This is a genomic window from Stenotrophomonas sp. (assembly GCF_059505245.1).
In genome coordinates, this window is the sequence record NZ_JCACKF010000017.1 from 45,718 (window position 1) to 64,437 (window position 18,720).

The 18,720-nt window shown below is 68.6% G+C and carries 17 protein-coding genes; 9 read left to right on the top strand and 8 right to left on the bottom strand.

The genetic code is table 11. The features are described 5' to 3' along the window. The 6 genes from AC5JLE_RS07245 (at position 1) to AC5JLE_RS07270 (ending at position 6,244) form a co-directional block, all read left to right on the top strand. Entirely contained in the window at positions 1-957 is a 957-nt protein-coding gene (locus tag AC5JLE_RS07245; protein WP_032962554.1) for a type II secretion system F family protein, read from the top strand. A gap of 28 nt (positions 958-985) precedes the next feature. Further along, positions 986-1,921 (top strand): type II secretion system F family protein, encoded by a 936-nt coding sequence (locus AC5JLE_RS07250; protein ID WP_014647461.1) that lies wholly within the window; start codon positions 986-988, stop codon positions 1,919-1,921. Beyond that, positions 1,921-2,811, top strand: a complete 891-nt coding sequence (locus AC5JLE_RS07255) for a tetratricopeptide repeat protein (RefSeq protein WP_100450231.1) — start codon at positions 1,921-1,923, stop codon at positions 2,809-2,811. Before AC5JLE_RS07250 ends, AC5JLE_RS07255 begins: the two co-directional genes overlap by 1 nt. Continuing rightward, on the top strand, positions 2,808-3,269 hold the full coding sequence (locus AC5JLE_RS07260; RefSeq protein ID WP_049440896.1) for a DUF3613 domain-containing protein: 462 nt from the start codon (positions 2,808-2,810) through the stop codon (positions 3,267-3,269). The genes AC5JLE_RS07255 and AC5JLE_RS07260 overlap by 4 nt, the downstream gene beginning before the upstream one ends. A gap of 8 nt (positions 3,270-3,277) precedes the next feature. Continuing rightward, positions 3,278-5,428 carry a TadG family pilus assembly protein gene (locus AC5JLE_RS07265; protein WP_496065163.1) on the top strand — a complete coding sequence of 717 codons (2,151 nt, stop codon included), beginning with the start codon at positions 3,278-3,280 and terminating at the stop codon, positions 5,426-5,428. Between the two features lie 105 nt (positions 5,429-5,533). Next, a complete protein-coding gene (locus AC5JLE_RS07270) occupies positions 5,534-6,244 on the top strand; it encodes a DUF2968 domain-containing protein (protein ID WP_014647465.1) in 711 nt (236 codons plus the stop codon). A 75-nt stretch (positions 6,245-6,319) separates the two neighbouring features. Here the strand turns inward: AC5JLE_RS07270 and AC5JLE_RS07275 are convergent, their stop codons facing one another. Next, the gene (locus tag AC5JLE_RS07275; protein WP_014647466.1) at positions 6,320-6,706 is read right to left on the bottom strand and encodes a hypothetical protein; all 387 of its coding nucleotides are present in this window, start codon (positions 6,704-6,706) and stop codon (positions 6,320-6,322) included. A gap of 186 nt (positions 6,707-6,892) precedes the next feature. Here AC5JLE_RS07275 and AC5JLE_RS07280 point away from each other — a divergent pair, with 186 nt between their 5' ends. After that, on the top strand, positions 6,893-7,717 hold the full coding sequence (locus AC5JLE_RS07280; RefSeq protein ID WP_241884027.1) for an alpha/beta fold hydrolase: 825 nt from the start codon (positions 6,893-6,895) through the stop codon (positions 7,715-7,717). 114 nt (positions 7,718-7,831) lie between these two features. On the opposite strand, the gene AC5JLE_RS07285 is transcribed toward AC5JLE_RS07280, so the two are convergent. From AC5JLE_RS07285 to AC5JLE_RS07315, 7 genes are all read right to left on the bottom strand, one after another. Further along, the gene (locus AC5JLE_RS07285; protein ID WP_164110495.1) at positions 7,832-9,478 is read right to left on the bottom strand and encodes an MFS transporter; all 1,647 of its coding nucleotides are present in this window, start codon (positions 9,476-9,478) and stop codon (positions 7,832-7,834) included. Next, a complete protein-coding gene (locus tag AC5JLE_RS07290; RefSeq protein ID WP_049407109.1) occupies positions 9,472-10,755 on the bottom strand; it encodes an alginate export family protein in 1,284 nt (427 codons plus the stop codon). Before AC5JLE_RS07290 ends, AC5JLE_RS07285 begins: the two co-directional genes overlap by 7 nt. Next, positions 10,734-12,581, bottom strand: coding sequence for an amidohydrolase (locus AC5JLE_RS07295; RefSeq protein WP_496065175.1), 1,848 nt, complete (start codon positions 12,579-12,581; stop codon positions 10,734-10,736). Before AC5JLE_RS07295 ends, AC5JLE_RS07290 begins: the two co-directional genes overlap by 22 nt. A 119-nt stretch (positions 12,582-12,700) precedes the next feature. Continuing rightward, positions 12,701-13,138: a DoxX family protein gene (locus AC5JLE_RS07300; RefSeq protein WP_053495060.1), complete on the bottom strand. Its 438-nt coding sequence runs from the start codon at positions 13,136-13,138 to the stop codon at positions 12,701-12,703. Positions 13,139-13,140: 2 nt separating this feature from the next. Continuing rightward, positions 13,141-13,797 carry a hydrolase gene (locus AC5JLE_RS07305; protein ID WP_014647472.1) on the bottom strand — a complete coding sequence of 219 codons (657 nt, stop codon included), beginning with the start codon at positions 13,795-13,797 and terminating at the stop codon, positions 13,141-13,143. Further along, the gene (locus AC5JLE_RS07310) at positions 13,794-14,210 is read right to left on the bottom strand and encodes a helix-turn-helix transcriptional regulator (protein WP_032958863.1); all 417 of its coding nucleotides are present in this window, start codon (positions 14,208-14,210) and stop codon (positions 13,794-13,796) included. Before AC5JLE_RS07310 ends, AC5JLE_RS07305 begins: the two co-directional genes overlap by 4 nt. A gap of 77 nt (positions 14,211-14,287) precedes the next feature. Then, entirely contained in the window at positions 14,288-14,620 is a 333-nt protein-coding gene (locus AC5JLE_RS07315; protein ID WP_046431144.1) for a hypothetical protein, read from the bottom strand. A 96-nt stretch (positions 14,621-14,716) separates the two neighbouring features. On the opposite strand from AC5JLE_RS07315, the gene AC5JLE_RS07320 reads away from it, so the two are divergent. Next, positions 14,717-17,746 (top strand): sensor histidine kinase, encoded by a 3,030-nt coding sequence (locus tag AC5JLE_RS07320; protein WP_049407120.1) that lies wholly within the window; start codon positions 14,717-14,719, stop codon positions 17,744-17,746. After that, positions 17,739-18,392, top strand: a complete 654-nt coding sequence (locus tag AC5JLE_RS07325) for a response regulator (protein ID WP_014647476.1) — start codon at positions 17,739-17,741, stop codon at positions 18,390-18,392. Before AC5JLE_RS07320 ends, AC5JLE_RS07325 begins: the two co-directional genes overlap by 8 nt. Positions 18,393-18,720: the final 328 nt, after the last annotated feature.

Sequence of the window (18,720 nt, forward strand, 5' to 3'; positions counted from 1 at the left end):
ATGGGCACCGGCCTGCTGCTGGGCGTGTTGAGCATCATCTCGGTGCTGCTGGCGCTGGCCGTCTGGCTGTGGGGTACCGCCAGCAGCCGTGAACAGCGCCAGGCCTCGCTGCAGCACACCGAGCAGCAGCTGGCACGCGGCAGCACGGCCGGTGCGGTGCCGGCCGGGCCTGCCGTTGCGGCGGCGAACGATTCGGCCCGCCCCGCCAGCAGTGGGAGCCGCGCATTACCCTGGGATGGCGTCCTGCAGCGCGCCGGCCTGCAGCCGGGCTGGAAGCTGCCACTGGTGCTGCTGGTACCGGGACTGGTGCTTGCGGTCGTGGCGGCGGTGCGGCTGGGCACGGCCTGGATGTTTCCGCTGACCCTTCTGCTGTACCTGCTGGGCTGCTGGCTGTGGGTGATGCGCCGGATCACGAAACTGCGCGCGCAGCTGCTGCACCAGATGCCGGACTTCCTCGACAACCTGGTCCGCCTCACCGCGCTGGGCAACAGCCTGCAGGCCGCGTTCCAGGTGTCTTCGATGCAGACCAGCGCGCCACTGCGCGGCCTGCTGGACACCACGGTGCGCTATGCGCGCAGCGGCATGGAGCTGGATCGTGCATTGAGCCTGGCCGCACAGCCGTACCGGATGGACGTGCTGAAGGTGCTGGCGGTGGTGATCGGGGTGAGCGTGCGCATCGGCGGGCGCGCCGACCAGATCCTGCAGCGCATGGGTGATTTCATGCGCGACCTGGAGCAGGCCCAGCAGGAGCTGGCCGCCACCACCTCGGAAACCCGCATGTCGGCCTGGGTATTGGGGCTGCTGCCACCGGCCAGTGCGGTGCTGATGGCGATCTCCAGCCCGGCGTTCTTCCAGCCGGTGCTGCATGACCCGCTCGGCCACAGGATCCTGCTGATCGCACTGGGCCTGGAACTGCTCGGGGCGTTGCTGCTGTATCGCCTGGCCAAATCGCTATGACCGCCCGCAGCTACCCGGGAGGTGCCCGATGAGCGCCAGCGCCTGGTTCGCCCTTTCGCTGCTGGTGCTGGCAGCGGGCGTCGCCCTGCTCGGCATTGCCGGCTGGGTGCGCAGCCATCGCGAGCACCGCACCTCGGCCGCGCTGAAGACCGCCCTGCAGCCGCGCGAGGAAGCCCGCGACACCGAGGCCACGCGCCGCGACTCGCTGGGCTGGCTCGAGCGCTTCGGGCGCTCGCTCAGTGGTGGCCGCCTGGAGGCCGCGCTGCTGGCCAACGAGGACAGGCTGCTGCTGGACCTGGCCGGCTGGAACACGCGCCGCGGCACCGCCATCTATCTCGGCCTGCGCCTGTTGCTTGCGCTGCTGGTGCTGGCGCTGGCGCTGGCGTTCAGCAGCGCGCACGGTCTGGCCAGGGTGATGGTGGTGATCGGTGCGCTGGCGGCCGGGCTGCTGCTGCCCAAGTTCGTGCTGTCGTCGTGGGTCAAGCGCCGCCGCCGCGCGGTCGAGAACGAACTGCCCTTGCTGATCGACCTGCTGCGCCTGCTGCAGGGCGTGGGCTTCAGCATGGACCAGAGCCTGCAGACGCTGGGCGACAAGCTGCGCGATGCGTTGCCGGTACTGGGCGGCGAACTGCAGGAAGCCAACGTGGCCTACACCCACGGCCGCACCCGCGCGCAGTCACTGCGGCGCTTGAGCGAGGTCTACGCCGATGACGACCTGGCCAGCCTGATGCAGCTGATCCTGCAGGTGCATGCGCACGGCGGCGCCGTGCAGGAACCGCTGCGCCAGTTCAGCATCCGCCTGCGCGAGCAGCGCCGCAACACGTTGAAGGAAAAGGTCGGCAAGCTCTCGGTGAAGATGACCGTGGTGATGATGCTGACCCTGTTGCCGGCACTGATGCTGGTGCTTGCCGGTCCAGCGCTGGTCGCGCTGGCCACCACCATGTCCAAGATGGGATCGCCCTGATGCCTGCCCTGCGCACCCCCTGCCTGCTGCTTGCCGTCGCCCTCGCCACCCTGGCCAGTGGCTGCGCATCGACCACGCCGAAGTACGTGCGGGCGCCCAGCCTTGCGCCGCCGGAGCCCGATCCGCAGGACAGCCGCAACACCTATCTGGAGCTGATCGAGCGCATGCAGCAGCAGGGCGCCTGGTATGCCTCGCTCGCCCACGTGGAGGCCTTCCGCCAACGCTATGGTGATCGCCCCGCCCTGCGCCTGCTGCAGGCCGACGCCCTGCGCGAGACTGGCCAGAGCGACGCAGCGGTCGCGCTGTATCGCGAGCTGTCCAGCGGGCCGCAGGCCGCTGCGGCCGCCCACGGCCTGGGCCTGATCGCTGCACGCCGCGATGACGACGCCGGCAGCGAACAGGCGCTGGCGCGCGCCACGCAACTGCAGCCCTTGAACACCGACTACCTGGGCGACCTGGGTTATGCGCGGCTGCGCGCCGGCCAGTTCGACCAGGCGCGCGAGCCGCTGGCCAAGGCCCTGGAACTGTCGCCAGGCAACGCCAAGGCCACGGCCAATCTCGCACTGTGGGCGCTCCTGCGCGGCGACCAGGCCACCGCGGAGCGCCTGGCGGCACAGGCCAACCTCAACGACGAAACGCGCCGCAGCATCCAGCAGCAGGCCCAGCAGATCCGCACGCGCCTGCAGCAGCGGCAGGCGGCGGCCGCCGTCAACGCCCCTGCGCCTGCGCCTGCGGCCAGCAGCGAACACGGCGCCCGTGCGTCGGGCAGTACCCGGCTGGCAGCCGAACCACGCCGCGAAGCACGTGACGAGCGCGATCCGCAGCGCCTGCCACCGTCGATGCTGGAACGCTTCAGCACCACCGAACACCCGACCGGAAGCACACCATGACTGCGATGCGCCTGACCCGACGCCTGTTGCCCGTGCTGTCCTGCCTGCTTGCTGCCGGTGCCGTGCAGGCCCAGCAACAGCCATTGACCGGACAGATGCTAGGTGGCCCCTTGCCGTCGGCACCGGCCGCAGCACCGATGCAGGCCGAGCCGCTTCCCACCGTGGAGCTGGCCGCACCCGCCGCATCCGCGGCGGTGGCAGCGGTGCCACCGGCACTCCCCGCAACCGACGGTGCCCCGCCGGCAACACCGCGTGCGCGCCTGCAGAGCGGCGAAGCCACCCGCAACCTGTTCCGCCTGCAGGCGTCGGGACAGCAGGCCGGCCAGCGCCTGCCGATCCTGGGTGACCAGGCCACCCTGAGTTATGCGCGTTACCTGAAGAGCTTTGAACACGAGATCCCGGACTTCTTTGAGACCGATGTTGCCCGGTCCAAGGATGCCTCCTCCTCCGGACGCTGAGGTAGGCCATGAAACGCCCACGCCAGTTCAGTTTCGGCCGCGCACGCGGCGGCATGTCGGTCACCATGATGCTGGTCATGCTGGCCTTGCTGGCGATGCTGGGCCTGATCGAGATCGGCTATCTGTTCTGGGCCAAGCGCGATGCGCAGAAGGTTGCCGATCTGGCCGCACTGGCCGGCGCGCAGCGACTGGAGTTGTGCAGCGCGGACAACAGCGACAACAGCGCCGCCCGGCAAAGCGCACTGGCCCAGAACAGGTTCGCAGGCACCTTGCAGGTCCGCTGCGGCAACTGGAGTGCCAGCCGCGGTACCAGCAACCGTTTCGTCACCAGCGTTGGTGCCAGCAACCCGCGCAATGCGGTGCAGGTGATCGCCGAGCGCAGCGTGCTGCCCTTCTTCGGCCAGAACACCAGCCTGCCGACCGTCAGCGTGCAGGCGGTCGCCCGCCGCTCGGAGCCCACGGCGGTGTTCGCGGTGGGCTCGCAGCTGCTGCGCACCAATGGCGATTCCGTACTGCTGTCGACCCTGCGCCTGGTCGGCCTGGATGTCAGCAATGCCACGGTGCTGTCCTATGACGGTCTGGCGCAGGCCAACGTCACCCCATCCGGCCTGCTGAAGGCACTCAACATCCCGGTGAGCGCCAACCTCAGCGTGGCCGATTTCAACCGCCTGCTGTCGGTCAACAAGATCTCGCTGGCGCAACTGGTCGATGCCACCGCCACCGTGGTCGGCCGTGACTCGACGGTGGGCGTGCAGCTGCGCGCCCTGTCCGACCTTGTCGCCACCCAGCTGGACATCAACAAGCTCAACATCGTGCTCGGCAGCCAGGCCGGCGGCGGCGGGCTGTTCGCGGAAGTTGTCTCACCCGACGGCACCGTCGGCAGCGCACTGGAATCGAAGATCAACGTGCTCAACCTGATCAGCACCGCCATCTCCATCGCCAACGATGGCAACGGCGTGACGATCAAGGGGCTGGACCTGCTGGGCATCAACATCCAGGGCGGCGTGGTCGAGCCGCCGTCGATCGCCATCGGCGGCGTCGGCACCCGCGCCTACAATGCGCAGGTGCGGCTGATGGTGGACGTGGACAGCAACAACCTGTTCGCGCTTGGGCCGCTGCTGAACCTGCTCGGCACGCGCCTGCACCTGCCGCTGCACGTCGACGTGGCCAACGGCATGGGCACCCTGACCGGCATCCAGTGCGGCGGCAGTCCCGCCAAGGCCACCATCCAGGTCGATTCATCGGTGCTGCGTGCCTGCGTCGGCAACGTCGACCCCGCACAGCGATTCTCCAAGGCCAATGTCTGCGACGCCACGCTGCAGAACGAACAGCTGTTGAAGCTGCTGGGCCAGCCGCTGATCAACGACAGGATCACCCTGCCCGCCCTCACCGGCTCACAGAACCTGACCCTGGCTGCGGGCGAGACCGGCTCGACCCGGATCAATCCGCTCGCGATCGGTGACGCAGTGTCGAGCCTGGTCAACGAGCTGCTGCGGGTGCTGTCGGGCATGCTCAGCTCGCCCAAGCAGGGCATGAGTGCCAACGACACGGCCAAGGCGCTGGCCGATCGTTACCTGCAGGCGGCCTTTCCCACTGGCGGACGCTACAACGTCGACCAGGTCATCCCGCTGCTGCGCGATGGCGATCCGGCACGCAACCTCGCCCCGCTGGGCAACTGGACGGTGAAGAATGGCGTCCCCAAGCCCTGCCTGCTGGGCCTGACCACCTGCTGGGAAGACGGTTCGGTGTGGACCGGTTACAGGACGACCGTCACCGGCCAGGGCCTGGGCCTGCTCGATGGCCTGCTCGGCTCGCTGGTCGGCGGCCTGCTGATCAACCGCTGCGACAGCCTGCTCGGCAACCTGATCGACTACAACGGCTGCGTGCGCAACAACCTGGCGTCGTACATCCAGACCGCGCCGGCGGGTTTCCTCGATGGCGCCGGTGGCAGCGGCGTCGCCAACCCCGACGGAAGCGTCAGCTGCAGCGGCCTGCTGTGCACCGTGCTGAAGCCGATCCTGGCCGCACTGCGACCGGTGCTCAACAGTGTCGGCACTCTGCTGACCAACCTGCTGGCCAGCGTGCTGGGCCTGGAACTGGGCCGGACCGACGTCAACGTGCAGTCGATCCAGTGCAGCGCGGCACAGCTGGTCTATTGAAATCGCGCCGTGACCGCCGCCCTTGGCGGCGCCCGCGCCCATGCTAGACTCCCGGCGGGGAACCACCTTCATCTCAACCCACACTCATCCGTGGATGGTCTAGACATGCGAGAAACTTCAGGGGGCGCGGTCTTCGCCCGGCACGCGCGCAACGCAGCAGTGCTGGCCGTGGCCATGATGCTGGTGGCACCGGCGGCGATGGCCGCGCGTGGCGACCGCGAGGCTGCAGCCGAACCGGCGCGCAGCGCGCCGGTGGTGCGCAATACCGTGGACGAGCTCAAGCAGTTGATGGATTCGCGCCAGCTGACCGAGTTGCGCACCACCTACAACGGCAACTACGGCGCCAGCCTGCTGTTCAACGCCAATACCCTGACCTACTACGTCGCCCTGTTCCAGGAGAAGAACTTCTGGCGGGTGATCAAGACCGATGCGGTGGACAACGCCGAACGTGTCTACCGCACCTTCGCGCAGCAGTCCGAGCAGCTGGCCCAGGTCTACATCGACACCACGCGCCTGGAAGCCGGCAAGCGCTACACCGAGCGCCTGGTGGCCTACAACGAAGAACGCCTGCGCACCCTGCAGCAGGAAATGGAACAGCAGCAGGCACAGTCGGCGCAGGTCAGCGCCGCCCTGCAGCAGGCCCAGCAGCAGGCAGTCAGCCTCAGCACCGATGTGCAGAGCACCAACAGCCAGCTGGACGCCCTGCAGCGCCGCATCCAGATCCTGCAGGCCGAACAGGGCAACCCGGAGTTGAGCCTGCCCAAGCCGGACAGCGTGCCCTCGCCGGCACCGGCCGCCACCAGCGACGGCCGCTGAGAGCTGCACTCACGGCATTGCACACGACGGCGCCCCAGGGCGCCGTTGTTGTTTTCGGCGCTTCAGTGCACCACTTCACTGGCAGGCGTCGTAGACCGCGTCATCCAGCTGCCGGCGCTGCACGAAATCCAACCGCCGACGTTTGAGCAGCGCCTGTCCGCGCTGGCGGCGCACACGCTCGCAGGCCGCCGCATCCGTGCTGATCGTGATCAATGCGCCCTGCGCCCGGACGGCACGACGCGGGCGACGCGACGGCTTCGATGGCGTGACTGCGGGAACCACCGCCCCACGGGACAATGACTGCTCCGCCGGGACATCCCAGCGCCACGCCGCCCGGCCCTGGCAGGGTGTCTGCTGGTAGACCGGATGCGGTCCATCCACGCATTTGTAGACATTGGTCTGAGCCGGCGCGGCCATCGGCAACAGCAGGCACAACAGCAGGGACCATCGCGTGGCGGGCATCCGGGCATTCCACAGGCGGGCTGCGGACATCCTCGGCGCGCGACTCGGGTCCCGCCAGAGCGATATGCGTCACATCCTCTGCAATCCAGCACAGCGGTGCAAGTCCGTCGCCGGCACCTGCGCTGTACTGCCGAAGGCACCGGCAGCCTGCCGGTGCCTTCCCTCCCTTCCGCCAAGGAACCTGCAATGAGCAACTTCGTCACCGTCGCCGACGGCGCCCGCATCTTCTACAAGGATTGGGGCAACGGCCAGCCGATCGTGTTCGCCCACGGCTGGCCGCTGTCGTCCGATGCCTGGGACCCGCAGATGCTGTTCATGGGCCAGAACGGTTACCGCGTGATCGCCCACGACCGCCGCAGCCACGGCCGTTCCAGCCAGACCTGGGACGGCAACAACATGGACACCTACGCCGACGATCTGGCTGCAGTGATCGAGGCGCTGGACCTGAAGGACGCGATCCTGGTCGGCCATTCCACCGGCGGCGGCGAAGTGGCCCACTACATCGGCCGCCACGGCAGCACGCGCGTGGCCAAGGTGGTGCTGGTCGGCGCCGTGCCGCCGCTGATGCTCAAGACCGCCGGCAACCCGGCCGGCACCCCGCTGGAGGTCTTCGACGGCATCCGCAAGGGCACCGGCGGCGACCGTTCGCAGTTCTTCAAGGACCTGACCATCCCGTTCTTCGGCGCCAACCGCGATGGCAACACGGTCACCCAGGGCATGCGTGATGCGTTCTGGCTGCAGGGCATGCTCGGTGGCGTCAAGGGCCAGTACGACTGCGTGCACGAATTCTCGGAAGTGGATTACACCGAAGACCTGAAGAAGATCGACGTGCCGGCACTGGTCGTGCACGGTGATGACGACCAGATCGTCCCGTTCGATGCCTCGGCCAAGCTCTCCTCGCAGATCATCAAGAATGCCGAACTGAAGGTATACGCCGGTGCCCCGCACGGCCTGACCATCACCCACGCCGAGCAGTTCAACGCCGACCTGTTGGCGTTCGCGCGCAGTTGATGTGCCGCGGCGGCACTGTAACGGTGCCGCCGCACCTTCGATCGCAAAAAGGGGACGGAGGGGATTAAGTCGTTTGTGCACAAACGACTTAATCCCCTCCGTCCCCTTTTTTTGTCAGATGTCGGTGTGGTGATGCGGCACAGCGGCAGGCAGCGGGTCATGCCCACCCACGAAGTGGCGCACCACCGGCGCACGCTCACCGCGATGCAATCCGCGCAGCACTTCCTGGATCGCCCTGTCGTCGGCGGTGATGCGTTCGTGCTGGCGCAGGTGCTCCAGCCACGACGGGGTCACGAAATACTCCAGGTGGATGCCCGGGGTGGCCACATCCTCGACCACGCCCCAGACCACGGCGCCATCGCGGCGGCGGATGGTGCCCAGTGCGCGCATCTGCGCCTGGAACGCGGCGCGATCAGCATCGTCAATGCGGTACTCGATGGTCACCAGCACCGGGCCCCGATCATTCGATACCGGCACCGACAGTTCCGGCGCCGGCCAGTGTCCGGCAGGGCGCAGATTCAGGTCCTCGGTGCCTGCAATGCGCACCCGCCACACCAGCAGTCCTCCGATCACCGCGCCGGCGGCCGCCACCAGCAATGCCAGCTCCGGCGAAGTGCGTTGCGCCAGTGCGCCCCAGCTCAGGCCGCCGGCGGCCATGCCGGCGGAAAACACCATGATGTACAGCGCCAGTGCGCGTGCACGCACCCACGCCGGTACCGCCGTCTGCGCGGCGATCTGCAGCGACGACAGCACGGTGATCCAGGCAAAGCCATTGACCAGCATCACCAGCGGCAGCACGTACCAGCTTCGGGTCAGCGCCAGCCCGACCAGGCTCATGGCCAGCGACAGGGTCGCCAGCAGCACCAGCAGGTCGCGATCCAGCTGCGCGCGCAGCTTCGGCAGCAGCAGCGCACCGCCCACCGCACCGATGCCGATGCAGCCGAGCAGCATGCCGTACTGGCCCGCCCCGCCCTGCATCTGCCCACGCACCACCACCGGCAGCAACGCATTCATCGCTGCGGCGAAGAAGAAGAAGCCGACCGACTTGATCAGCACCGCCTGCAACCGCCCGGCGCGGCTGGCATAGCGCAGGCCCGCTTTCAGGCCCGCACCGAAGCCTTCCGGCGGCAGGCTGGACTGCTTCGGGTCGCGCTTCCAGCCCCACACCACGAACAGCATTGCGGCGAAGGTGATGGCGTTGAAGCCGAAGGCCCAGACCGCACCGAGCTGGGCGACGATCACGCCGCCGATGGCCGGGCCGATCGAGCGCGCGATGTTGATGCCGATCGAGTTCAGCGCCACCGCCGAGGCCAGCATCGGCTGTGGCACCAGTTCGGACACGATAGCGGCCTGCGCCGGCATCGCCATCGCCGCACCGCAGCCCATGCAGAAGGTCAGCAGCACCAGCAGCTGCGGGGTCAGCATGTCCATTGCGGTCAGCGCCGCCATCACGGCGGCGACCAGCAGCATCCAACCCTGCGTGGCCAGCAGGTACCTGCGGCGATCAACGATGTCGGCCAGGGTTCCGGCGGCCAGTGCCAGCAGCACGATCGGCACGGTGGTGGCCGACTGCACCAGGGCCACCATCAACGGCGAGCCGGTACGTTCGGCCATCACCCAGGCGGCGGCCACGTCGTTGACCCAGGTGCCGATGTTGCTGGCCAGGATCGCCAGCCAGATCGAGCGGAACATCTGGATCTTCAGTGGGGACCAGGCGCCTGCGGCCTGTGCGGGGGGTTGCGACGCGGTTGCGTTCACCATTGCCATGCTCCAACGATCGAGGCGAACCGCGTGTCCTGGCCGCCGGCCTGCTTCAGTGCAGGCCCGGCATCGACCCAGGCCAGCTGCAGCTGCCATTGCCAGTGTTCGCTGGCCTGCCAGCGGGTTTCGGATTTGTACTGCGTGCCGATGCGGCGCGCGCCGCCGGCGCTGCCCGGCAACGCCACCAGCGGTGCCGGCGTGGTGTAGACCGCATCGGCGCGGCGATGCTTCCAGGCCATCTGTACGCCCAGTTCCGTCGTCACCGCGTCGTGCAGGCGCAGTGTCAGGGTCGGCTGGACGTCCATCAGGTTGGCCGGGGCCAGCAGGCTGGCCTCGCTGAAATAGGCCGACTTCGGGAACAAGGCATTGAAGGTGCCCAGGCGGCCGTCGTGCAGATTGCCATCGCCACTGGCGATGTCGGCCTTCAGCCCCAGACGCGGCTGCAGCTGCAGGTCCGTCCAGCGCCACCCCGTATCGGTGGCCAGCGTCCAGGCATGGATATCGAGCGTGCCAGCGGTCGTTCGCAGTTCACCGCCCTGCGCCACCAGCTCGCTGTTCCAGTCCAGTGCACCAGCCTGACCGAACCAGCGCGCGCCCAGGGTCTGCCGTCGCTCGGTACCGGAGCCCGCCGCAAAGCGCGCGCCTTCACGACGGTAGTCCAGCAGGTACAGATCCCATTGGCCTGGGCCACGACCACGCGCGGTGGTCGCATACGCGCCCCACAAGTGGGCACCGCGTTCGCCGCGGTCATCGAAGGCGCCGGGTCGGTTCTCCAGCGGTCGCAGCGCCATCAGGTCCAGCGTGCCGAGGCGGCCTTTCCAGCCTGCACGGGCACCATCGAATGCCAGCCGGATGTTCGGCCCATCGCGCACCGACAACAGCCGCGAGCTGCCATAGCCGGCTTCCTGCCGGCCGAGTTGCAGATGGAACCCACCGCGCTGCCAGCGCCAGTACGCCTGCTGCACGTCCAACGCGCCACGGTCGGTACGACCCGGTCCACCTGCCTTGCCAGTCTCGGCATGCACGCCCAGCTGCACCCGTGCCTGCCAGTTGTCCTCGACATACGTGGCCGACGCCAGTGCACGCAGCAGACCGTAGCCGTCTTCACTGCCGCCGATACCGAATCGGGCCGGGTCGTAGTACATCCCCCTGAAGCGCAGCGAGGCGTCCCATTGCAGTTGCCCGCCGCCCATGTCGGTGCAGCGGCCGGTGTCACAGGCCAGCGCCATCCACGGCATGGCCAGCAGCGCCAGGCTCAGAACGCGAAGCACGAGCATCCCATCGCACCCCAGAAGGCGCTCAGGTCGTCGGTGGGCGCCGCGTGCTGCGCGGCATGGCCGTGAGCACCATGCGTACTACAGGCCACGCCGTGATGGTGGCGATGCGCGGCGGCCAATCCGGTGGCGGCACCGCCAACGTGGTAGCCACCGAAGCGGTTGACCGGCGACCAGTCCGGCATCGCCGGCGGCAGCTGCGGCGCCAGGCCGGCGTAATCGCCGTCGGCGTGCACGATGCGGCCGCCGACCACGGTCAGCAGGCTGGTGATGTCGGCGATCTGCGCGTCATCAACGCGGAAGAAGTCGGCCGAGAGCAGGATGAAGTCGGCCAGCTGGCCCACCTTCAGCGTGCCCTTCACCGCTTCGTCGCCGGAGAACCAGGCGCTGCCCTGGGTCCACAGGCGCAGCGCCTGTTCGCGCTCGAGCAGGTTCTCATCGCCATACAGGGCCAGCCCGCCCACGGTGCGCCCGGTCACCAGCCAGGACAACGCCACCCACGGGTTGTAGCTGGCCACGCGGGTGGCATCGGTACCGGCACCGACCGGCACGCCTTCGGCCAGCATGCGCTTGACCGGCGGCGTGTGCCGCGCCGCCTGCACGCCGTAGCGCCCGACGAAGGCTTCGCCCTGGTAGGCCATGCGGTGCTGCACGGCGATGCCGCCGCCCAGCGCGCGGATGCGTTCGATGTTGCGCGGGGTGATGGTCTCGGCGTGGTCGATGAACCAGTGCAGGCCATCGAACGGCACCTCGCGGTTGACCTGTTCGTACACATCGAGGATGCGGGTGATGCTCTCGTCATAGGTGGCGTGGATGCGGAACGGCCAACGCTTCTCGACCAGCAGTTTCACCACATCGTGCAGTTCCGGTTCCAGCTCAGGCGGCAGTTCCGGGCGCGGCTCGTTGAACAGCTCGAAGTCGGCCGCGGAGAACACCAGCATTTCGCCAGCGCCGTTGTGGCGCAGCAGGTCATCGCCCTGGCGCGGCTGCAGTATCTCGCTCCAGCCGCGGAAGTCGTCCACTTCCTTGCCCTTGTTCTGGGTGAACAGGTTGTAGGCGATGCGCACCGTCAGCTGGTCATCGCGATGCAGCTGCTCGATGACCTGGTAGTCCTCGGGGTAGTTCTGGAAACCACCGCCAGCGTCGATCACCGAGGTGATGCCGAGCCGGTTCAGTTCGCGCATGAAGTGGCGCGTCGAGTTGGCCTGGTACTCGATCGGCAGGCGTGGCCCCTTGGCCAGCGTCGCATACAGGATCAGCGCGTTGGGCTTGGCCAGCAGCAGCCCGGTCGGGTTGCCCAGCGAGTCACGCACGATCTGCCCGCCCGGTGGATCCGGCGTGTCCTTGCTGTAGCCGCAGGCGCGCAGCGCGGCGCGGTTGAGCAGCGCGCGGTCATACAGGTGCAGCAGGAACACCGGCGTATCCGGCGCAATGTCGTTGAGCTCCTGCAGCGTCGGCAGGCGCTTCTCGTTGAACTGTGCGGCGGTGAAGCCACCGACCACGCGCACCCACTGCGGTGCCGGGGTGCGGTCGACCTGGGCCTTCAACATGTCCAGCGCGTCGCCCAGCGAGCGCAAACCGTCCCAGCGCAGCTCCAGGTTGTAGTTCAGGCCACCGCGGATCAGGTGGGTATGGCTGTCGTTTAGGCCGGGCAGCAGGCGCCGGCCCTGCGCGTCGATCAGGGTCGCTTCATTGCCCCAGCCGCGCATGATCTCCTCATCGCTGCCGACAGCGACGATGCGGCCCTCCTGCACGGCCAATGCCTGCGCGTGCGGCTGCTGCGGGTCGAGTGTGGTGATGCGGGCATTGCGGATGACCAGCGTGCTCATGCGACGCTCCTTGGAAGTGGAATCGAGTGCGGCAGCGGCGCGACCGGCCAGGCCGAGCGCAACCGCGGCACCGCTGGCCAGCACCACGTTGCGGCGGCCGTGGTCGAGGGGATCGTGACTCATGCGAAAGCTCCCGGAAGTCGTGGACCGTCCAGCGCCCAGGCCCCCGGCCCGGCCAGGGCGATGGCCAGCAGCACCGTGGCCCACATCAGCGGGTACTCACTGCCGCCGCGCATCCAGAACCAGCCCCTGGGCAAGGCCAACAGGACGGTGAAGCCGATGAAGGCAGCGGCGGCAAGTGCGGCGATGCGGGTCTGCCAGCCCAGCAGCACGGCCAGCCCGGACAGCACCTGCAGCAGGGACAACAGCAGCGGCAACGGCGCCACTGCCGGCAGCCCGAAACCGCGCAGCTCGGTGGCGAAGCCGGCCAGCCCCGGTCCGCCGAACCAGCCAAACAGCTTGCCCAGCGCGTGAGGCAGCAGGAAGCCGCCTGCCGCCACCCGCAGCATCAGCAGGGCCAGGTCGAGGCCGTGGCCGTGGCCGTGGCCGGCCAGCATGCTCAGTGCCCGCCTTCCTGCGCGCCGAACATGCGCTTGGCGTACTGGATGCCGATGCCATAGCCGCCGGCGTGGTCGCGGGCGATGCCGGTGGTCAGGTCGTAGGTTTCACCGCGTGCCCAGTCACGCTGCAGTTCAAGCAGGTACTGCACGCTGGTCATCGGCACCGCGCCGGCCTGCACCATGCGGGTGATCGCACGCTCGTGCGCTTCTTCGCTGACATCGCCACAGGCGTCGGTGATCACGTGGACCTCGAAGCCCTGCGCCAGCGCCGACAGCGCCGGACCCACGATGCAGACACTGGTCCACAGGCCGGCAAGAACCAGCCGGCGCTTGCCGATGCGGTTGATCTCATCGATTACCGGCTGGTCTTCCCAGGTATTCATCGAAGTGCGGTCGAACACCGGCTGGCCCGGGAAGATCTGCGGCAGTTCCGGGAACATCGGGCCGGAGAATGACGTCTCGGCCACCGTGGTCAACACGACCGGCACGTTGAACCCCTTGGCCCCCTTGCTGATCAGCGACACGTTGTTGCGCAGCGCGGAGATGTCGATCGTGTGGGTAGCAAATGCCATCTGCGACTGGAAGTCGATCAGCACCAGGGCATGGTCGGTGGGCGACAGCAGGGCCGGGGCGGGCGTGGCGGTGGCAAGGCTCATGGGTGGACTCCGTGGGAAACATGATCAGGGGGAAGCAGCAGGGCCGCATCGCCGGCCCGATACTGGCCGGGGCTGCAGCCGGTCTCGGCGCGGAAGCTGCGGACGAAATGGCTCTGGTCGAAGAAGCCCAGCTGCTGGGCCAGGCACGCCATCGGCAGCTGCGCGCCGGGCAGCAGTTGGCAGGCACGCTGGATGCGGCGGCGGCGCACGTAGCGCAGCGGGCTGGCACCGGTGCCGCTACGGAACAGGCGCACCAGGTGGAAGCGGCTGACACAGGCAGCCTGCGCCAGCTCGGTCACCCGCAGCGGCTGCGACAGGTGCTCATCGACGTAGCGCAGGGCGCGCTGCAGTGCGGCGGCCTGCTGCGGGGCAAGCGGGGTGGCGGACGGATCGGACGGACTGACGGTGGCCATGCGGGGCGCCGCGAGGGGGTGGCCCATGGTGCGTGGCCGGCGCACGATGCCCTACCCCCGTCGGTCGAGGCCGGCACCTACCCGAATGGGGGAGGCCGACGGCCGAGCAGGCGGCGCCCGAACAAGCGCGCATCCACCGAGTAGGCGCCCGGCCCCAGCATCAGCAGCGCCGCAGGCAACGCCACCAGCGGCCACGGTGCCTGCTGCGCGAACATGGTCGCGGCTGCCATCAGGGTCGCCAGCGGCGTCAACACGCCCAGCACGAGCATGGCCGCCGCCAGCCCGCACAGCACCGCCCCCCAACCAGCATGCGTGCCAGGCGCGCACAGCGCGGCGGCCAGGCACAGCCGCAGCCACAGCAGGCCGATGCCCGGACCGCGATCAGGGAACATCACGAACAGGCGCTGCATGGCCGGGCTCCAGGGGTCATGCCGGCGTGATAGCCGACCACGGCGGCCACTGCCTACCCCGTTCGGGTCACCCCGGACTGCCCCGCACCTGCCAGAATGCGCGCCATGCGTGGCCGCCCCTTCCTGTTGCAACGTCACCTGCGGACGCTGCTGACCTGCCTGCTGCTGTTGACCGCCCTGCCCGCCCTTGCCGTGCAGCGCCCGCCGGTGAGCGGCGGGTTGCCCGATTACGAGCACACGGCCTGGCGCGTCGGCCAGGGCGCCCCCGGTGACATCTGGGACATCACCCAGGACCGCGATGGCCTGTTGTGGCTGGCCACCGGCTCAGGGCTGTACCGCTTCGACGGTCGTCGCTTTGAACGCCAGGCCGCTCCCGCGGGCAGCCATTTCCCGTCCACCAACATGGTCACCCTTGCGCGGGGCCGCGACGATGCACTGTGGATCGGCTACTTCCAGGCCGGCATCAGTCAGTTTGCGCGCGGCCAGCTGCACAACTACGGCCGCGACCAGGGCGTGCCGGTGGGTGTGGTGCCACACTTCAGCCAGGACCTTGACGGCCGGCTGTGGGCCGCGATCAATGGTGGACTACGCCAATTCACTGGCCAACGCTGGCAGCCGCTGCCCGCTGGCATGGGGGTGCCGGAACATCGCGTGCAATGGCTGCTGCACGACAGCCGCGGCACCTTCTGGGTACTGGCCGACCTGAAGATCTGGGTGCGCGCGGCCGGCCAGGCGGCCTTCAAGGACACCGGCATCGCCGTTTCGCAGATGGCGACGCTGGCCGAAAGTCCGCAGGGGGAAGTGTGGCTGGCCGACCGCGTGCGCGGTACGTCGCCGCTGGCCAACGCACGAGGCCTGCTGCCGGACAGCGAGCGCGAGGCACGGCGGTTGCCGGAGCTGGTGGCGGCGCGCCTGCAGTTCACTGCCGATGGCGCGCTGTGGGCAACGATGAGCCCGCATGGCGGTGTCGCCCGGGTCACCTTCGATGGCGACCGCGCCATACGCATGGAGCGCTTCGATTCGCCGCACGGGCTGACCGCCACCTCGGCCGTGCCGATCATCGTCGATCGCGAAGGCAATCTCTGGGTCGGCACCAATCTCGGCCTCAACCGCTTCCGCGCGCGCAGCGTGCACACGCTGGCGGTTGGTCCCAGTGATCCCTACCGCTCGCTGGTGCGGGCCAGCGATGGCCATGTGTATGGCTATGGCGAAGACCTCAAGCCCTACGACCTCGAGCGCACCCTGCTCGATGGCAGCGCCACGCAGCTGCAGGCCGCCGCGCGCCAGGCAGCTGCCCCGATCTGGCAGTTCGACTGGGTCAACCTTGCGCGCACCGTGGCCGGCCGCACCACGCGGATTCCGCTGCCTGCGCCGTTCACCGGGCAACCACTGCATGCCCTGCTGTTCCCCGACGACGAACAGGCCTGGGTCTGCACCGGCGAACGGGGGGTGCTGCACTACCAGCAGGGCCAGTGGCAACGCGAACGCCGCCTGCCCGAACAGGCCTGCTCGTCACTGGCGCTGGATGCCAACGGCCAGCTGCTGCTCGGCTATGCAGACGGCCGGCTGCGCCGCATGGGGGCGACGCAGATCGAAACCTTCGACGCCAGCCACGGCCTGTCGGTCGGGCCGATCACGGCGGTACTCGATCATCAGGACCTCCTGCTGGTAGCCGGCGAGGCCGGATTGGCCGTGCGCCCGGGCAATGGCCGGTTCGTTCAGGTGAGCACCGACATGGCCGGCGTCATGGAAGGCATCACCGGCATGGTGGCCGATGCGAATGGCTACCTCTGGCTCAATGGCAGTCGTGGCCTGGTCCGGCTCGGGAGCGATCAGCTGCGGCGCGCACTGCGCAGCCGGCAGCCGGTGACGCCCCGCCTGTTCGATGCGGTGGATGGCATGCCGGGCATCGCCCTGCAGAGCGGACCGATCTCCACCACCGCGCTGGCCAGCGATGGCCTGTTGTGGCTGGCCACCAACCAGGGCCTGGCCTGGCTGGACACCACCCGCTCGCACGTCAACACCATGGCGCCCAGCGTGCGCATCGGCGACGTGCTGTACGGCAGTGAACACCAGCCACTGCGCGACGGCCTGCGCCTTCCGGCCGGCACCAGCCAATTGCAGATCGATTACGTGGCGCTGTCGTTGGCGCGCCCGGAGCGCAACCGCTACCGCTATCGCCTGTCCGGGGTCGACGACGGCTGGCAGGATGCCGGCAGCAGCACGCGCGCGTATTACACCAACCTCGCACCGGGCAATTACCGGTTCGAGGTGGAAGCCGCCAACGAAGACGGCATCTGGAGCACTGCACCCGCCAGCCGCACCTTCCGCATCGCCCCTACCTTCATGCAGACCCTGTGGTTCAAGCTGCTGTGCGCCGCCGCAGTGCTTGCGCTGCTGGTCCTGGCGGTGCGCATCCGCAGCGGGCAGCTGGCTGCACTGTTCCGTGCGCGCCTGCAGGAACGCCATGGCGAACGCGAACGCATTGCCCGCGACCTGCACGACACGCTGCTGCAGGGCAGCCAGGGCCTGATCCTGCGGCTGCACGCGATCAGCCAGTCGCCGCAGACCCCGGACAGGGTGCGCGGCCAGCTGGAATCGGCGATGCAGCTGGCCGAACGCAACCTGGCCGAGGGCCGGGAGCGGGTCAACGCACTGCGCGACGGTCCTTTCGCGGGCCGCGACCTCGCTTCGGCGCTGGCCGATGTTCACGCCGAATACGCCGGGCACGGCACCAATCCGCTGCGCCTGACTGTGGAAGGCGCAACACCACCGCTGCAGGCCGATGCCGCCGAGGAGGTGTTCCTGATCGGCCGCGAGGCCATCCGCAATGCACTGCGCCACGCCAATGCCAGCGCCATCGAGGTAGAGCTGTCCTACGGCGCGCGGTGCTTCCTGCTGCACGTGCGCGACGATGGCGTCGGCATCTCCGACGAAAATGCCGGGCATGGCCATTGGGGCCTGCAGGGCATGCGTGAGCGCGCGCAGCGCCTCGGCGCGGAGCTGCGGCTGTGGACCCGCCCCGGGCTGGGCACTGAAGTCGCGCTGGCGGTTCCCGCCCGTCGCCTGTATCACCGCCGCCCATCGCGTTGGCGCTGGCCCTGGAGTAGAAGCCACCATGACTGAGTCCCCTGCCCCGATCGGCGTGCTGGTGGTCGACGACCACCCGCTGCTGCGTGACGGCCTGGCCGCGCTGCTGGGCGCCCATTCCGACCTGCGCCTGCTCGGCGAGGCCGCCGATGGCGAGGAAGCCATCGAGCGCTATCAGCAGCTGCAGCCGGACGTGGTGCTGATGGACCTGCAGATGCCACGCCTGGATGGTGTGGAAGCCATCGTGCGGATCCGCGCGATGGACCCGCGTGCGCGCATCATCGTGCTGACCACCTATCGCGGTGACGTGCGTGCGGTACGGGCGCTGCAGGCCGGCGCCAGTGCGTACCTGTTGAAGGACATGCTGCGCCACGAGCTGGTCGATACCATCCGCATGGTCGCTGGCGGCCGGCGCGCACCGATACCACCGGCAGTCGCTGCGAGCATTGCCGCACATGTGGTGGAGGACCGGTTGTCGCCGCGCGAGACCGAGGTGCTGCGGCATGTGGCCGGTGGCCTGTCGAACAAGCGCATCGGCGAGCGCATGCAGATTTCCGAGCAGACGGTGAAGGCGCACATGAAGAGCCTGATGGACAAGCTCGGGGTGGGTGATCGCACGCACGCGGTGACCCAGGCGCTGCGGCGCGGCATCATCAGCCTGGACGACAGCGGTCACGATTAGGGGGTTGTTCGGCAGGGCTTGCAGCCCTGCACCCGCTACGCGCTGGAGCAACAGCAACAGCAACAGCAACAGCATGGAGCGAAGATTCCGTGGGATGGCGGGGCGGTGTCGGAGTGCGGGGACGCTGCAAGTACGTCCCTGCAAGCTTGGCAGCCGCATCCATGCGGCTGACACCCCGCACTCCGACACCGCCCCACCTCTGACGGATTCCGATGGCGTTTGGTAGGTGTCGACCTTGGTCGACACTTCTGTCAGATATCGAAATCAATCAGGGGACAGATCCGTTTTCCTTCGGAAAACGGATCTGACCCCAAGAGCCGTTCCAACA

Excerpts from the sequence above, each read along its gene's own strand:
- AC5JLE_RS07245 (WP_032962554.1), top strand. The coding sequence starts at position 1 with ATGGGCACCGGCCTGCTGCTGGGCGTGTTGAGCATCATCTCGGTGCTG.
- AC5JLE_RS07250 (WP_014647461.1), top strand. The coding sequence starts at position 986 with ATGAGCGCCAGCGCCTGGTTCGCCCTTTCGCTGCTGGTGCTGGCAGCG.
- AC5JLE_RS07255 (WP_100450231.1), top strand. The coding sequence starts at position 1,921 with ATGCCTGCCCTGCGCACCCCCTGCCTGCTGCTTGCCGTCGCCCTCGCC.
- AC5JLE_RS07260 (WP_049440896.1), top strand. The coding sequence starts at position 2,808 with ATGACTGCGATGCGCCTGACCCGACGCCTGTTGCCCGTGCTGTCCTGC.
- AC5JLE_RS07265 (WP_496065163.1), top strand. The coding sequence starts at position 3,278 with ATGAAACGCCCACGCCAGTTCAGTTTCGGCCGCGCACGCGGCGGCATG.
- AC5JLE_RS07270 (WP_014647465.1), top strand. The coding sequence starts at position 5,534 with ATGCGAGAAACTTCAGGGGGCGCGGTCTTCGCCCGGCACGCGCGCAAC.
- AC5JLE_RS07275 (WP_014647466.1), bottom strand. The coding sequence starts at position 6,706 with ATGCCCGCCACGCGATGGTCCCTGCTGTTGTGCCTGCTGTTGCCGATG.
- AC5JLE_RS07280 (WP_241884027.1), top strand. The coding sequence starts at position 6,893 with ATGAGCAACTTCGTCACCGTCGCCGACGGCGCCCGCATCTTCTACAAG.
- AC5JLE_RS07285 (WP_164110495.1), bottom strand. The coding sequence starts at position 9,478 with ATGGTGAACGCAACCGCGTCGCAACCCCCCGCACAGGCCGCAGGCGCC.
- AC5JLE_RS07290 (WP_049407109.1), bottom strand. The coding sequence starts at position 10,755 with ATGCTCGTGCTTCGCGTTCTGAGCCTGGCGCTGCTGGCCATGCCGTGG.
- AC5JLE_RS07295 (WP_496065175.1), bottom strand. The coding sequence starts at position 12,581 with ATGAGCACGCTGGTCATCCGCAATGCCCGCATCACCACACTCGACCCG.
- AC5JLE_RS07300 (WP_053495060.1), bottom strand. The coding sequence starts at position 13,138 with ATGCTGGCCGGCCACGGCCACGGCCACGGCCTCGACCTGGCCCTGCTG.
- AC5JLE_RS07305 (WP_014647472.1), bottom strand. The coding sequence starts at position 13,797 with ATGAGCCTTGCCACCGCCACGCCCGCCCCGGCCCTGCTGTCGCCCACC.
- AC5JLE_RS07310 (WP_032958863.1), bottom strand. The coding sequence starts at position 14,210 with ATGGCCACCGTCAGTCCGTCCGATCCGTCCGCCACCCCGCTTGCCCCG.
- AC5JLE_RS07315 (WP_046431144.1), bottom strand. The coding sequence starts at position 14,620 with ATGCAGCGCCTGTTCGTGATGTTCCCTGATCGCGGTCCGGGCATCGGC.
- AC5JLE_RS07320 (WP_049407120.1), top strand. The coding sequence starts at position 14,717 with ATGCGCGCCATGCGTGGCCGCCCCTTCCTGTTGCAACGTCACCTGCGG.
- AC5JLE_RS07325 (WP_014647476.1), top strand. The coding sequence starts at position 17,739 with ATGACTGAGTCCCCTGCCCCGATCGGCGTGCTGGTGGTCGACGACCAC.